This is a genomic window from Bacillus cereus group sp. MYBK108-1 (assembly GCF_051917185.1).
Classification (GTDB): domain Bacteria; phylum Bacillota; class Bacilli; order Bacillales; family Bacillaceae_G; genus Bacillus_A; species Bacillus_A cereus.
The window spans coordinates 51,791-65,891 of sequence record NZ_JBQAHZ010000002.1; the positions used below are offsets into that span (position 1 = coordinate 51,791).

The following is a 14,101-nucleotide window of genomic DNA, read 5'->3' on the forward strand; positions in this document are numbered from 1 at the left end:
TAGGGAGAAGGAAAATATATGGGAGACACGTCCTCACTAATAACCGTCTTTTTATGCATTGCACTACTAATATTTTGGCGTCGTTATCGCTCCATGCATAAGTCAATAAAGGGATCAGGAAAACGTATTTTATGGCCATTACTATTTTTAACACCAGGTATTGTATGGTTTTTAAGTCCCGTACATCCAGCTATATTGCAAGTAAGTATAGCGGTATTCATTGGTGTACTTTTTGCTGTGCCGCTTATAGTATTAACAAATTATGAACGAAGAGATGATGGGAATATTTATACGAAAAAAAGTGCAGCTTTTTTAATTACTTTTATTGCACTTGTCGTTTTGAGATACGGTTCAAGAAAATATATTGTTGACTTAGATCAGCAAACAATAGGTTTATTATTTTATGTTGTTGCAGTATCGTATATTTTTCCTTGGAGAATTGCCTGTTATATAAAGTTTAGAAAAGTTTGGCAGGAAAATAATAATCATGCTATATGAAAACTTCTCATTTGAGAAGTTTTTTTATTTTTACAGGTAAGCAAAACAAGTTGTTGAAGGGCAGGCTGTCATAGAATATGATACATATTATAATGAGGAAAAGTTGAGGGGATAAAAATGCGTACAATTTTACTTTTTCTAAACAACATGTTCATTAGCGAAATCGAGGACATTAGGCAAAAACATGATCCTTTATTTGGATTAATTTCACCGCATATTACAATTGTATTCCCATTTGAAAGTTCGATTTCAAATGATGAGCTGAAATTACATATTATAAATGTATCAAAACCGATACAGAATATAGAAATTGAATTTACGAATCAAATTACAAGTGAAAGAGAATATTTGTTTTTACGAGTTGAAAAGGGGAAAGAACAAATAGAGGAACTACATAATATTCTATATACAGGACCTTTATTACAATTTTTGAAAGAAGACATTCCGTACATCCCGCATGTAACAGTCGGAAGAAAAGAAAGTGCCGAATTAGCTGCTGAAGTAGTGAAGGAGATTCCTAGTTTTCATGGGAAGTTAAATTGTGTGATTGATAGAATAAGCGTGGAGCGAATTGGAGAGAACGGGGAATCAATTATTGAATTTGAAATGCCATTTCTAAAAAGCTGACAAAAGTCAGCTTTTTATTTCGTAGCATGAAGTAATGCACCAATTGCACCGCTATTACCACCATCTTGTAAAAAGATTGGTGTTTTATTTTGATATTCGGTGTAGCTACTAATAATATGTTGAAGTTGTACGTTATTACATAAAGTCGAACCAATATAAATAATATGTTCAATGTTTTTTGTTTCAGCGAATTGAAGGCTTAATGCAGTAACGACTTCACCAACAAGTCCTTGTACAGTAGCTAGTATATCGGAGCTACTATTATTTGATTCTGTAATGGCTGCTTTTCCGAAGTTACTAGCAGTTAAGTTATTATCGATAGGGGAAAGAATACCACCATAAATATCTCCAACCGTAATATCTAGTTCTTTTCTAGATCCTACTTTTGTTAGAGGGATTACATCTTCAAAATGATCTATATTTGTTAACAATTTTGAAAGTCCCATAATAGTCCCACCACCAACTCCGGTTCCACCAGCGCGAATATATTGTTGATTATAAACGTAATGGATAGAAGTACCTGTACCGATATTGGTTAAAATAAAATTGCGTATAGCATGTTTTTCTTCTTTTAATATGTATTGGACACCTGCAAGAGTAGCTTCAAATTCGTTTAGCTCTATTATTTTATATGAACCTGTAAGCAGATGCTGTAATAGTTTCGATTTACCACCCGTAATACATATTTGTTTTATGCCATTGTTGTTTTTAATCCAATCTATTATTTTATGTTGTTCATGCGAATAAAATTTTTCAAAAGTTAATAGCTTTTTTTTGTTAAAATAAGCTATTTTCGTTAATGTGCCTCCAGCATCGATACCGATAGTACGTTCCATTTTCCTGCTCCTAACTACGTAATATGTTTTCCTATTTACTCAATCGGTTGAGAATAGATATTTCCAACTGATATAAGGAACACTTTAATCTGCTTGATATATTAATAGTTTTTCTATAGTTACAATAGGCTGGTCGTTTACAGTTGCAATACCTTTACCAAGAACAAAACCTCGGCGATTGCGCGTTAGCTCATAATGTAAATCAAGTTTATCACCGGGATATGCTTTTCCGTGGAATTCAACTCCATCTAAAGAGGAGAGGAATCCTAGTCCTTCAGAATCACTTGTATGTACAAATGCACTAAGCTGAGCAAGTGCTTCTACAATTAACATATGAGGCATATGTTTGTGACTATCATTTATAAACCATTCGTTATTTGTAATGAGTTTATATCCTGTAACGAATTCATCTTGTTTTACATTTGTTACTTTATCAATCATTAAAAATGGATAACGATGGGGAAGTGTGTCTTTAATATGCATATGAAAGTACCTCCAATTAATAATACCCCTGCTAAAGTTAAGCAGGGGAGCCGGAATTAATTTTTAACTAATTCATTTACTTTTTCAAGGACGAAAATGCCGCTATTTCTAATGTTTTCAACAACTTGTTGCAACACTTCTTTATCTTGAACGAGTGCAATACGTACGAAGCCTTCTCCGTGAGGTCCAAATGCATGACCAGGTGTAACAACGACATTCGCACGATCCATTAATGCATAAGCGAAGTCTAGAGAAGTCCATCCTTGTGGAATTTCTGCCCAGACAAACATACTACCAGCTGGCTTATCGACATTCCAGCCAAATGTTCGGAATCCATCGATTAGTGTATCTCTACGTTCTTGATAAATTTCACGGTTTTTCTCACAAAACGTAGCACCGTTTCTTAGTGCAGCACATGCCGCTTTTTGAATTGGTAAAAATACACCGTAATCGGTATTAGATTTAAATTGAGTAAGTGCACGAACAATTTCTTCGTTTCCAATCATATATCCAATACGGCTACCTGCTAAACTATAACTTTTTGACAAAGAATTGATTTCTACGCCAACTTCTTTAGCACCAGGTACAGAGAGGAAGCTAATTGGCTTATTACCATCAAAATAAAATTCGGCATAAGCAAAATCATGGACAACGATAATATTATGCTTTTTCGCGAATGCGATTACTTCTTTAAAGAAATCTTCATGAGCCATTGCTGGAACGGGATTCCCTGGGAAGTTTAAAATCATCATCTTCGCTTGATCGGCAATTTCTTCAGGGATGACTTCTAAGTCTGGTAAGAAATCATTCTCTTTCTTTAAAGGCATGTAGTAAGATATTGCACCAGCCATTTGAATACCTGTTTCATAAGCTGTATATCCTGGATCAGGAACTAATATAATATCACCTGGATTTGCATAAACCATAGGTAAATGAACGAGCCCGTCTTGTGAACCCATTAATAATAAAACTTCTTTATCCGCATTTAATAAAACGTTATGAGTATTGTTGTAATATTCAGTTACAGCTTCGTGAAATTCTTGAATACCTGATAATGTATACCCGTAGCTCTCTTTCTCACTCGCTGTATGTACCATTGTTTCTCTTACAAAATCAGCGGGCGGCATATCAGGATTTCCGATGCTCAAATCAATCATGTTATGACCTGCTGCAATTTTTTCTTTTTTATAGGCTCCTAATTCACTAAATATAGAAGATTGGAATGCTTTCATTCTAGTTGCTAACGTGTAAGTCATCAAAACCCCTCCTAAAACAGTGCTTTCATTCTGCGTTTTTAATTATTCTGAAAACACATGTTTATATTTTATCATTTTTTTATGAAAATTAAAATGATTGACAAATTTAGAGGAAGGATTAGCCTATTTTGAAAAGTATCGATGTAAATAGCGTAGATGTGTTAATTGAAATGTCTATTATAGGATTCATTTTATATAACTTAAGGTATTCTCTAGTTTTTATTAAGTATATTTCTCATGTTTTGAATGAAAAAGAATACGAAAACAAGGGCTATTTTTGTGGCCGATTTCTAAAGTGAAATAACGCAGAAAATATTTTCTGCGTCTCCTCTGAAATGTAATCATTTCTTTTTATATGTGCATAATTTTTCGGCTGTCAAAAAGTATACATTTAGTGTACCGTCGGCAACTTTTAAAGTTTGGTCCGATGTAAATGAATTACCATAATCAATGTGATATACATTAGAATTTTTGACAAATGAGCCTTTATATAAATCGTCTTTATTCTTTGTTGTTTGCATTTCTACTAAATTTTGCACAATTTCCTCTTTATTTTCTTTTTTGACAACTGTTTCAAATTTATAATATACAGGGCATTCACCATTTTTATTGTCAACGACTTCCCAAGAACCGTATATATCGTTATTGCTGCATCCACTAAGTAGGATGATTAGTATAGGAATTGTAAGTAGAACCTTTTTCATTTTGTGCTCCTTTCTTTTAAATTTGAATAAACGTGCGAATACGATAGGGATATTATAATAAATAAAGTTTAAATTTTTTTAAAGAATTATTTAATTTCATATAAAAATTTAGGAGAAATTAAATAAGCATGAATCTAGTGTAAAGTCAGATTCATGCTAGTACCATAGCCTATGTTATGTCTTTTTTGAGCATAAATAAAGAGGAAAGCAGAATCACTATTCCATTTAATATATATACGCTTGCGATCATAAAGGCTAACGTACCTGCGCCAAATCCTGCTTTATCGAATATAGAAGCAAATGTTGCGATAGTCAAAAAGATAATGGGAGTCAGTAGTAAAAATATGAAACCTGCCACGATTCTTTTTTTAAAACTATGTCCAGATAAGGAAATGGCTAAAAAGTTTAGGATGCTAAACAGAGCAATTGCAAAGAGCAGGACAATAAATACTTCGATGCCACCAGACATTTTACCACTCCTTTTATAAAGAGTATTTTTTATAATCTATTCGAAATTAAAGGAGGATACTCCTTTAGGTAATTTCAATAAACGTAATAAATAGGCGTATTATAAAACAAAGAAGTATGGATTCAATATTAGATCCATACTTCTTTGTTTATTTTATAAATTCGCAGATTGCGAATGCTGTTTTTCATAATGTTTCTGCTTAGAGAGGGAAATAGAAATAATCAATAATGAAACGACTCCGAAGATGAGAACCATATATTGTAACCCAATTGTATCTAAGAAGAAGCCTGTGCCAAGTAAGACGATTTGGAACATAACCCTCTCAAACATATTACGGAATGAGAAGAGGCGACCGTGATAACTTTTTTCCACTTTCGTTTGGAAAATCGTCGACATAATAGGGAAGAAGCAGCCAACACTAAACCCAAACAACCCAAATGATGTAAGAGCCATCCATTTTATATCGCTAAAGAACAATGACAGATGTGCAAAAGCAGTACAAACTGCGAAGAAATATAGTAATTTTTCAGGTTTGAAATGATCAGATAGACGTTTAATTACGAAGGCACCTATCATAAATGCGACACCTTCAATTGTATATATGAACCCTTTAATCGTAGGATCATGTTGCATTTCGCTAATGTTAATAACCATTAAATTAAACCCAGCTATAAATAATAGAGGGATGATACTTAATATAAGTGCTGTAAAAGCAATAGGAATTCCTTTTAAAATACGAAATACTTCCATAAAGCTATTATCTTTTGCAGCTTGTTTACTTGGTGTTGTTGATTTCTTGTCTTCGAATTGTAGGAAGAAAGTCGAGAGGAATAATAAGGCGTATGCTGCCATTGAGAAGGCATACATGTACTGTAAACTCATCACAACTAAAAGAATTCCACCTAGTGAAGTACCTGCAATACGAGCAATTGTACCAACATTCATATGTACACCGTTCATTTGTAATAACTCATGCTCACGTACGATGAGTGGAATTACAGATTGTAATGCAGGGAAATAAAATGCTGCTGAAATTTGAAGAGCAACCATAAATGCAATCATAAATGCGATACTTTCAAATTGAATAGCAAAAAACATGAAAATAACACTTAAAACTCGACCAAACCCAGCGTAAAGAAGAACCTTTTTCTTTTCATACTGATCGATGACACGGCCAGCCATAGGTCCAACTAGAACACCGGCTAATAGTCCGATAAATAATATAACTGATTTCATGAAATCAGAAGGGACATATTTTTGCATAAATTCAAGGTTGCCAAGAATACCAAGCCATAATCCTAGACCTGCAATAAACTCCCCAATTAAAACAATCCAAACGTTTTTATTACGCCACATAACATAAAACCTCTCCATCTTTTAAAATGAAAAACTCGTATATAAAACCTCCTTATTTATGTATTATTTTCATACGAACTTTTTTAGAGTCAGAGTCTATATTACGTGTTTCATAAGTGGATTTCAATCTTTTTGATTTGCCGAAAATTTGATTCGTTAATTGATGAAATAAGCAATTGAAATGTAAAAGACATATGGTTAAAAATAGGGGAAATAAAAAAGCAAGAACGTATAACTACGCCTCGCTTTTCTCAAGTACAAAATTAAATATTAGATTCACTTAGCAACATTTTTGCTCTTTTCCAATAGCTAAAGCGCTAAAAGATAGAGGACCAACAACTTCTGCACTAGCACCACTAGTAAGGTTTTCTACAGTTAATGAATATTCGTGTGTTCCACTGCTAACGTTTTGATCTATAGCTTGAAATGTTTGTACGTAAAATTGTTCAGAATCTGTAGATTCAATACCTACTTGTGCATTAAAAATTTCAATATTATCACGGAAAATTCGGAATAAAACTTGTGAAGTCCCAGTTATTCCTTCTACACCAATTGTAGCGATTAATTCTACTCGATTATTACGTGAATCTCTACTTGAAATTCTCAATTTCAAATTTGCTAGAATTGCTTTATTTGGAGAAGAGGGGATTGCAAAAGTTGTTTCACCAGTTTTACTAATAGGTTGAGTAGCTTGGTAATCAATGATATGAGTCATATTCTTCACTATTTTCATATACTAGAATATGAAAATAGTGAAGAATTAGCTTGGACAAATACTAGATTATTTAATAGAGTCAACAACAATTATTGAAAAGAAGAAATTCACATAAAAGCATTAAGAATATATCAAAATAAGATGATATTTTTCTTAATGCTTTTTGTAATTAAGCAGAGTATTCTTCTTTACGTACTTCAAAAAATTCATTACGTCGTAAGTAATTATAAATTTTCTCTGAAACCTCTTCTTCTTCAGACACCAAGAAACGATGATCAAAAGCGTAGAAAGATTGACCTTTAATTAATTTTACGTAATACATATTAAACGCCTCCTGACACTAGATTATTACTTGCTTCATATTTATGATGGCCTATATGTCTGCTAAAAATACTTGGAGTTTCAAAGGGGGTAAGCAGAGGGATGAAAGAGCTTACAATTCTGTAAGGTTTATGTCACCTTTTTCGATAGTTTACATTCGCTAATTTCTTCTATACTACAAATAAGTTACATAAAATAAGGGGGTAAAAAGATGGATGAAGTAATTGGAGAAGTTGTAGCAGGTATTTGTGAATTTGTAGTGGAAGTAACAGCGGATGCTATAGGAAATTTAGTTTCCGGAAATGATGAGGAAAAAGAAACATTATAATAATTTGTAAAAGAATAAAGTTGATCGAATTATAAAGGCTGATTTCTAAAGGGGATTCAGCTTTTTTATTTTTTACATTATATTAACTTAATTTGAATATTCATTTGTTATCATATTTAAGAAGCCTATATAAGGAGGTGAATAAACAAATATGTCGAATTCAGGGCCTGATTTATCTGTTTCTCGTTTGATTGTGGTAAATATAGAGGAAAAAGAATATCATTTTATTGTTCGTGAACATCCGATTGTAGGGAAATTTATATCGCTATTTGAAAATGGAAAAGAATATGGTTTAATAGATAAACAAATCGCTAATAAAGATAAATTTATTACATCGGAGCTTACTAAGTTAGATTATTTTAATATAGATGTTTTATATCTTACACCTGGGTGGATATGGATTGGTATGGATCAATTTGGTTTACATGCTCGTGAGGCTACTTATAACGAAGTAGATGTTATTATGAAGTTGAAAGAGGATTTATATTATATAGATATATATGAAGAAATAAAAATGTAGTAAATATTTAGTCAGGTTAGGGGGCAAGTTCCCGTAGCCTTTTTTGTTTAATAAAAGAACGTATAATCATATTATTTTGATTATAAGGGAACGTGATGAGAAGTGAGATGAAAAGAGGATTTGAAAATACATGAAGAGAATTGTAATAATTATATGAGTCGTATATGTAAATAACAATAGAAAGAAGATGATAATATGAGTAAAGAAGAGCTTGTGAAAAAACAGTTTGGCAGTAATGCAGATAAATATGTAAATAGTAAAATACATGCTAAAGGACTGGATTTACAATATGTAGTTCAACAAGTTGAGTCTCGTCATAATAATCGTCTTCTTGATGTTGCTACTGGTGGCGGACATGTGGCAAATATGTTAGCACCCATGTTTGAAGAAGTAGTTGCACTTGATTTAACAGAACAGATGTTAGAAAAAGCAAAAGTTTTTATAAAGCAGAATGGGCATGAAAATGTATCTTTTGTAGCAGGAAACGCAGAGGATTTACCATTTGCAGACCATTTTTTTGATACAATCACATGCCGGATTGCAGCCCATCATTTTACGAATCCGGCTCAATTTATTTATGAAGTAAATCGTACATTGAAGGATAATGGATTATTCATCTTAATAGATAATGTTTCGCCAGAAAATAATGAATATGATACATTTTATAATTTTATAGAAAAAAAGCGAGACCCAAGTCATGAACGAGCTCTAAAAAAGACAGAATGGCTTACTTTATTAGAAAAAAACGGTTTGCAAATGCAGTCATGTCTTACTTTTGATAAGAAGTTTGATTTTGACTGGTGGTGTAATATGATGGATGTCCCTTTACAAAAGCGTGAAAAATTAACAGAATGTATGATGAAAGCACCAAACGAAATGAAGGGATATTTTAATATTCAATTTAAAAATAATAAAGTAGAATCGTTCTATACTGAAATGGCTATGTTTATATGTAAAAAAAGTACAACGTTAAAAAGATAAATGTGTTGCAGTCTTTCTGAAGTACGATATACTTAGTACAGAGAAACTGAGAATTGAGGAATAGTTATAATGATTCGTGTACGCATTGAAGGTTCTGAGGAAGAAATGCTTGAATTTATGGGGAAAATGCCAGACATTCCTGGATTTGAAAAGACACATATGAGAGAGCCGAGAAAAGGAAATAACCCGAAATACGATTCAAGTAAAAATGTACTTGCATATTTGTCTTATAAAAAGATTGAAGTCGCCAATAAATAGGCGACTTTTTTAGTTTGCGCTGTTTCACCGCCTTGTCTTTTTCACATAATAATAATAGTAGATTATGCTTAAGAGGGGTGAGAATAGTTAATAAGAAAATTATCTTTTTTGGAGATTTTGGTATTGATGACGCCGTAGCGTTAATTTATGCAAATAAAACATGTAAATTAGATATTCTAGGTATTGTTGCTGAGTACGGGAATGTATCACGAGATATCGTTACGGAAAATGTTTATTTTTTAGAAAGGTACTATGCTACACAAGTGAAAATTATTGAAGGTGCGAGTAGACCGATGACAGCTGAAGAGCCTTTGTTTTTCCCTGAAATCCACGGGGATCACGGTTTAGGTCCTATTACTCCACCTGAGATGAGAATTTGTAAACGAGAAAATTTTTGTGAATTAATCAAATTAATCGAACCTTGTCCAGAAGATATTATAATTGTGGCGACAGGGAGACTAACGACGCTTGCTACGTTATTTTTATTGTATCCAAATATAATGGATCGTATTTGTTCGTATTATATAATGGGCGGCGCTTTCCTATTTCCAGGTAATGTTACACCAGTATCTGAAGCGAATTTTTATGGTGATCCAATTGCAGCAAATATTGTTATGAAATATGCGAAAAACGCTAGCATATACCCGTTAAATGTAACACAGGGCGCGCTTATTACGCCTGAAATGGCCAATATAATAGATAAACAAGGAACTGGACAGGCGAAACTCATTAAACCAATGATTGATTTTTATTATGAGAATTTCTATAAAAAAGAATATCCGGGTATTGGTGGAAGTCCTATACACGATTTACTACCGTTTATCTCGTTTATAAATGACAGTATTTTCGAATATAAAAAATCGGCAGTGTGGATTAGTACGACAAATGATGTGACTAGGGGCCAAAGTGTAGCAGACTTTAGAAAAATAGCTGAGCCAACAAGGTTTGATGATCGGCCGATTCAAAGAATTGCTGTTGGTTTTAACTATGCAGCTTTTAAAGAAGAGTTTATGCGAACAATATTGAAGCCAGATTGTTCTTAATGTGTGTAATAACAAGTCGGATAAATCGTTAGTTCAAAAAAAGGTTTAATCTGTGTGTATTATTCTCAAAAATCTTAAAGTTGAACAACATGAATAACTTATGAAAAATGTCACATAACTAATGGTAAGCAATTGTTTCTAATTATATTTTGATTGGTGAAATGTAAAGGAGGTTATTATATGATTTGGTCTTTAATCGTCGGTGGTATATTAGGATGGCTTGCGAGCTTAATTACTGGAAAGGACGTACCTGGTGGTGTAATTGGTAATATTATTGCTGGTATTATCGGTTCTTGGGTTGGTTCGAAATTACTTGGTAGTTTTGGTCCAGTCATTGGCGGATATGCAATTATTCCAGCTTTAATCGGTGCGATTATTTTAATTTTCATCGTAAGTTTCTTATTACGAGCAATGCGAAAATGAATGTAAGGACTGTTTACATTTGTAAGCAGTCCTTTTTATATGTTATGCTAGTATTATACAATCAGGAGGTGTCAGCATTGAAATCATTTACAGTAAATTTCCATCAAGAAGATAATGCAAAAGCGACAACAGTACATAAATTAAGTGAAGAGGACTTCAATAAAGCAACTGAAAAAGGTACTCGTCATTTATTTGATTTAGATACAAACGTTGGCTTCTTCGTATTCTTTGATGCAGAAGATGCAGAAGGAAATGATCAATACTTAATGTTACAATATGAAGGGGATCATGAAGAACCAACTGCATGCTACGGATTTGATTTAAAACTATACTATCAATTTTTAGCACTATACTTAAACGATCTTGAATTCCAAGGCGAAACAGATGAGGAAGAGGAAGAATACGGTCCAATTCATCATTTAGCGCATTTACTTTATCATATTGTTGAAGATGGTAAATCAATCGAAGTGTAATATACATATTTGAAGCTGCTCTTTTTGGGCAGCTTTTTTATATGACATTGAAATGGTGTACTGTAAGCTAAATAAGGTGAAATTTTAATCAGTGGGGGTTTTGTTCATTCCCACTGATTATCAGCCCTCACCAATTTAGCTTTTACGGGTAGCAGGGCCCCCACCTAACTTCTTTGTTTCCGCTGAATTTTGAGGTGGGGATCTTACTGCCCGGCAAATAGCGAGATAAATTAATAATAGAAATTTATTTATTACTTTCATGTTAGCGTCGTAAAACACCTGTTATAATGATTGTAATTAAATTCTTGGAGGCTAATTCTATGCTTGTAGATGTAAAAGCTTTTATTAAAGCTGCAGGTTTAACATGTATTTCATCATTAAGTGGAGATAACACGTTTGCTTATAATTTTGAAACAGTAAAAAACACTATCGCTACATTTTTTAAGAAGCTAAGATTTACCGTTTAATTTCATTTCAACCAGTAGGAAAAGAGTAATCACTTCCTACTGGTTTTTTTGTTTCAAGGAGCTGTTGTGACAGCATGTTTTAAGTTATAGATAGAGGATATTATCATTGAGAAGAGAAGGTTTAAAGAAGGAGATGAATACGATGATTAACAATATAATTCCAAGTTTTTTAAAATTATGGGAAAGTGACGATTTAGAATTAGAAGTCCTTAATTAATACTATACTTCGCATCCGGTTGATTATCGAAATGAATAAAATACAATAGGGGGTAAAAATGATGAAGGTATATTTGAAAATAGTTATGTTATTTCTTGCTTTTACATGCACATTTGCATTAGCAGCATGTAAAGGGACAGACGAAAAAAAGGAAGCAAATCCAGCCTCGGAAAATCATAAAAATGAACAAAGCAATTCTTCAGAAGAAAAGAAAAATCTTGAAGCAAAACCAAGTAATGAAAAAACAACAAAACCATCAGCTGAGCAAGATTCGAAAGATAGAACACTTAATCAAAAATCAATTAACCACGTTAAAGATTTGTTTGAACTAGCAAAAGAAGGAAAGGTACCTAATGTGCCATTTGGAGCCCATACAGGGGATATTGAAGAAATTGAAAAAGCGTGGGGGAAAGCAAATAAAACCGAATATGCAGGGAATGGAATGTACGCAACTTTTACAAATAAAAATGTTGTTTTCGGATTTAATAAAGGGTCACAAGTTTTTGATGTACGCTCATATCATGCAGAACTAAAATTGATTACATTACAAGAAATTGAAAAAGCATTAGGAAAACCATCTTCAGTTAAAGAGAATGGTGAAGATAAAATATATGTATACAAAGTAAATAACCAGTATGAATTGAAATTTGTCATTCCAAAATCGACTGGTAAGGTCGATCATATTTCCGTATTTTCGCCAGAGGATAGTATTAATAAAATGGCAGGATAAGAAATTAAGTGATTTCAAAAACACCTCAATTTCTTGAAGTGAGGTGTTTTTAGTTGTAAACAAGGAACGTCTCCTGTCATATAAAACATACTTTCATATGCGAAATACTTCACTTTTATTTTTTAGCATTTATCCAATAAGAAATGTTGATTTACTGAAAAAGTAGTAACCTATAAATTATGTGTAGGATGGTTCACGATTTTTTTACGTTCCAAACTTTGAACAAATAGCGCTTGAACAATACCTCCAACTAATAAGAAGCTAGCACAAATATAAAACAGCATACTTCCATTTAACTTACTTAATATAACTGCACCAATAACTGGTCCACACGTTCGAGATATATCCCAGTGTATACCGTAAATTGAAAAATATAAACCACGTTTATCATGAGGTGCAATTTCTGAAACGAATCGTAATAAATGGTTTAGAGCAATACTTTCTCCAATGACTAAAAAGAGTAAGGTGAAGAATAACGACAATATCGTCGTTGAATAACTAAAGCCAACTGCAGCTATTGTATAGCAGGCGTAAGAAATAAGGATGATTTTCGCCATAGAAAATCGTTCAGACCATTTTACGAGGAAGATTTGTAGAATGATTTCCAAAATGGCTTTGCATGTTGAAATAAATGCGAGTATGAATACGAGATTAGGAAATACATGTTCTGCAAAAATACGATAATTCGTCTCAGTTTGTGCATAAAAAAAGCTAATAGGAAGTGTAGAAACCATAAGACCGAATATGGCGTAATGTTTAAAAACAAATTGCTTTGGTGAACTTGCCTCAACTGTTTGTTTCGACTTACTTATAGGTGGAACAGTTTCTGGGAGCTGGGTCCAAACAACAACAGCATATATCGTAAGAGTTACACTTTGCACGATAAATAAATATTCTGGGTGAGTATTATAAAAACTTGCACCGATTAAAGGGCCGACTACGGATCCGATTGCTCCCATCGTTTGTAGGAGAGCAAAAATCTCTGCTTGCTGCTCTTGTTTTGTTAAATCAGCAATTTGTGCACGCTGAGCTGGAATGTATAAGGAACGGCCAATACCATTAATGACATATAACAGTGCAAATATAAAAACGGATTGAGCGAAAACGAAACTACCGATTGCAACACCTTGTAGTAATAATCCGAGTAACATAATCTTTTTTCGGCCATATTTATCAGTAATTCCTCCAGCAATAAGTGTAAATAAAATGTCTGAAAGTGGCTGCAGTCCGAAAATCAGCATAGTTATTATTACATTGCCGTTTAACATTTTATTGACGTAAATAATCATAATGAGAGCTAACATAGATTCAGTCGTTCGGGTTAATAATTCACCGCACAGTCTAATAAAAATAGGTTTATTGTAACGAAGTAAGAGATAATTCAATATTAATTCCT

General features: G+C 32.9%; 19 protein-coding genes. 10 read left to right on the plus strand and 9 right to left on the minus strand.

Features of this window, described 5'->3' with window-relative positions; all coding sequences use genetic code 11:
* Positions 1–18: 18 nt before the first annotated feature.
* Both ACTFSL_RS04570 and ACTFSL_RS04575 read left to right on the plus strand, forming a co-directional pair.
* Positions 19–498, plus strand: coding sequence for a CcdC family protein (locus tag ACTFSL_RS04570; protein WP_440041257.1), 480 nt, complete (start codon positions 19–21; stop codon positions 496–498).
* Between the two features lie 117 nt (positions 499–615).
* Entirely contained in the window at positions 616–1,125 is a 510-nt protein-coding gene (locus ACTFSL_RS04575; RefSeq protein WP_440041259.1) for a 2'-5' RNA ligase family protein, read from the plus strand.
* A gap of 14 nt (positions 1,126–1,139) precedes the next feature.
* Here the strand turns inward: ACTFSL_RS04575 and coaW are convergent, their stop codons facing one another.
* From coaW to ACTFSL_RS04615, 8 genes are all read right to left on the minus strand, one after another.
* Positions 1,140–1,961 (minus strand): type II pantothenate kinase, encoded by an 822-nt coding sequence (gene coaW / locus ACTFSL_RS04580; RefSeq protein ID WP_086693133.1) that lies wholly within the window; start codon positions 1,959–1,961, stop codon positions 1,140–1,142.
* Positions 1,962–2,045: 84 nt separating this feature from the next.
* Entirely contained in the window at positions 2,046–2,444 is a 399-nt protein-coding gene (locus ACTFSL_RS04585) for a 3-hydroxyacyl-ACP dehydratase FabZ family protein (RefSeq protein ID WP_000547649.1), read from the minus strand.
* A gap of 56 nt (positions 2,445–2,500) precedes the next feature.
* Positions 2,501–3,700: an LL-diaminopimelate aminotransferase gene (locus ACTFSL_RS04590; protein WP_000222693.1), complete on the minus strand. Its 1,200-nt coding sequence runs from the start codon at positions 3,698–3,700 to the stop codon at positions 2,501–2,503.
* A 341-nt stretch (positions 3,701–4,041) separates the two neighbouring features.
* Positions 4,042–4,404: a hypothetical protein gene (locus ACTFSL_RS04595; RefSeq protein WP_000757022.1), complete on the minus strand. Its 363-nt coding sequence runs from the start codon at positions 4,402–4,404 to the stop codon at positions 4,042–4,044.
* Positions 4,405–4,573: 169 nt separating this feature from the next.
* On the minus strand, positions 4,574–4,873 hold the full coding sequence (locus ACTFSL_RS04600) for a hypothetical protein (protein WP_135277801.1): 300 nt from the start codon (positions 4,871–4,873) through the stop codon (positions 4,574–4,576).
* A gap of 153 nt (positions 4,874–5,026) precedes the next feature.
* Positions 5,027–6,229, minus strand: coding sequence for an MFS transporter (locus ACTFSL_RS04605; protein ID WP_000269258.1), 1,203 nt, complete (start codon positions 6,227–6,229; stop codon positions 5,027–5,029).
* A 280-nt stretch (positions 6,230–6,509) separates the two neighbouring features.
* Positions 6,510–6,944, minus strand: coding sequence for an exosporium protein ExsC (gene exsC, locus ACTFSL_RS04610; protein WP_135277803.1), 435 nt, complete (start codon positions 6,942–6,944; stop codon positions 6,510–6,512).
* A gap of 169 nt (positions 6,945–7,113) precedes the next feature.
* Entirely contained in the window at positions 7,114–7,266 is a 153-nt protein-coding gene (locus ACTFSL_RS04615) for a YqbF domain-containing protein (RefSeq protein ID WP_000291905.1), read from the minus strand.
* 478 nt (positions 7,267–7,744) lie between these two features.
* Between ACTFSL_RS04615 and ACTFSL_RS04620 the strand changes: the two genes are divergently transcribed.
* The 8 genes from ACTFSL_RS04620 to ACTFSL_RS04655 all read left to right on the plus strand — a co-directional run bounded on the left by ACTFSL_RS04620 (position 7,745) and on the right by ACTFSL_RS04655 (position 12,705).
* Positions 7,745–8,113: a hypothetical protein gene (locus ACTFSL_RS04620; RefSeq protein WP_000071478.1), complete on the plus strand. Its 369-nt coding sequence runs from the start codon at positions 7,745–7,747 to the stop codon at positions 8,111–8,113.
* 195 nt (positions 8,114–8,308) lie between these two features.
* Entirely contained in the window at positions 8,309–9,094 is a 786-nt protein-coding gene (locus ACTFSL_RS04625; RefSeq protein ID WP_075677168.1) for a class I SAM-dependent methyltransferase, read from the plus strand.
* 69 nt (positions 9,095–9,163) lie between these two features.
* Entirely contained in the window at positions 9,164–9,352 is a 189-nt protein-coding gene (locus ACTFSL_RS04630) for a DUF3970 family protein (RefSeq protein ID WP_000621873.1), read from the plus strand.
* A 77-nt stretch (positions 9,353–9,429) separates the two neighbouring features.
* Complete coding sequence (locus ACTFSL_RS04635) at positions 9,430–10,395, plus strand: nucleoside hydrolase (protein ID WP_440041262.1); 966 nt, start codon at positions 9,430–9,432, stop codon at positions 10,393–10,395.
* A gap of 180 nt (positions 10,396–10,575) precedes the next feature.
* A complete protein-coding gene (locus ACTFSL_RS04640; protein WP_000638306.1) occupies positions 10,576–10,818 on the plus strand; it encodes a GlsB/YeaQ/YmgE family stress response membrane protein in 243 nt (80 codons plus the stop codon).
* A 77-nt stretch (positions 10,819–10,895) separates the two neighbouring features.
* The gene (locus tag ACTFSL_RS04645; RefSeq protein ID WP_000834883.1) at positions 10,896–11,291 is read left to right on the plus strand and encodes a hypothetical protein; all 396 of its coding nucleotides are present in this window, start codon (positions 10,896–10,898) and stop codon (positions 11,289–11,291) included.
* Positions 11,292–11,611: 320 nt separating this feature from the next.
* Positions 11,612–11,758 (plus strand): hypothetical protein, encoded by a 147-nt coding sequence (locus tag ACTFSL_RS04650; RefSeq protein WP_000959548.1) that lies wholly within the window; start codon positions 11,612–11,614, stop codon positions 11,756–11,758.
* A 275-nt stretch (positions 11,759–12,033) separates the two neighbouring features.
* Positions 12,034–12,705, plus strand: coding sequence for a YjgB family protein (locus ACTFSL_RS04655; RefSeq protein WP_135277807.1), 672 nt, complete (start codon positions 12,034–12,036; stop codon positions 12,703–12,705).
* 170 nt (positions 12,706–12,875) lie between these two features.
* Here the strand turns inward: ACTFSL_RS04655 and ACTFSL_RS04660 are convergent, their stop codons facing one another.
* Positions 12,876–14,090, minus strand: coding sequence for an MDR family MFS transporter (locus ACTFSL_RS04660; RefSeq protein ID WP_001108464.1), 1,215 nt, complete (start codon positions 14,088–14,090; stop codon positions 12,876–12,878).
* Positions 14,091–14,101: the final 11 nt, after the last annotated feature.

Bases quoted from the DNA above. Each gene is read 5' to 3' on its own strand.
- ACTFSL_RS04620 (WP_000071478.1), top strand. From the start codon at position 7,745: ATGTCGAATTCAGGGCCTGATTTATCTGTTTCTCGTTTGATTGTGGTA.
- ACTFSL_RS04650 (WP_000959548.1), top strand. From the start codon at position 11,612: ATGCTTGTAGATGTAAAAGCTTTTATTAAAGCTGCAGGTTTAACATGT.
- ACTFSL_RS04600 (WP_135277801.1), bottom strand. From the start codon at position 4,873: ATGTCTGGTGGCATCGAAGTATTTATTGTCCTGCTCTTTGCAATTGCT.
- ACTFSL_RS04590 (WP_000222693.1), bottom strand. From the start codon at position 3,700: ATGACTTACACGTTAGCAACTAGAATGAAAGCATTCCAATCTTCTATA.
- ACTFSL_RS04605 (WP_000269258.1), bottom strand. From the start codon at position 6,229: ATGTGGCGTAATAAAAACGTTTGGATTGTTTTAATTGGGGAGTTTATT.
- exsC (WP_135277803.1), bottom strand. From the start codon at position 6,944: ATGACTCATATCATTGATTACCAAGCTACTCAACCTATTAGTAAAACT.
- coaW (WP_086693133.1), bottom strand. From the start codon at position 1,961: ATGGAACGTACTATCGGTATCGATGCTGGAGGCACATTAACGAAAATA.
- ACTFSL_RS04655 (WP_135277807.1), top strand. From the start codon at position 12,034: ATGATGAAGGTATATTTGAAAATAGTTATGTTATTTCTTGCTTTTACA.
- ACTFSL_RS04630 (WP_000621873.1), top strand. From the start codon at position 9,164: ATGATTCGTGTACGCATTGAAGGTTCTGAGGAAGAAATGCTTGAATTT.
- ACTFSL_RS04585 (WP_000547649.1), bottom strand. From the start codon at position 2,444: ATGCATATTAAAGACACACTTCCCCATCGTTATCCATTTTTAATGATT.
- ACTFSL_RS04595 (WP_000757022.1), bottom strand. From the start codon at position 4,404: ATGAAAAAGGTTCTACTTACAATTCCTATACTAATCATCCTACTTAGT.
- ACTFSL_RS04570 (WP_440041257.1), top strand. From the start codon at position 19: ATGGGAGACACGTCCTCACTAATAACCGTCTTTTTATGCATTGCACTA.
- ACTFSL_RS04625 (WP_075677168.1), top strand. From the start codon at position 8,309: ATGAGTAAAGAAGAGCTTGTGAAAAAACAGTTTGGCAGTAATGCAGAT.
- ACTFSL_RS04615 (WP_000291905.1), bottom strand. From the start codon at position 7,266: ATGTATTACGTAAAATTAATTAAAGGTCAATCTTTCTACGCTTTTGAT.
- ACTFSL_RS04640 (WP_000638306.1), top strand. From the start codon at position 10,576: ATGATTTGGTCTTTAATCGTCGGTGGTATATTAGGATGGCTTGCGAGC.
- ACTFSL_RS04575 (WP_440041259.1), top strand. From the start codon at position 616: ATGCGTACAATTTTACTTTTTCTAAACAACATGTTCATTAGCGAAATC.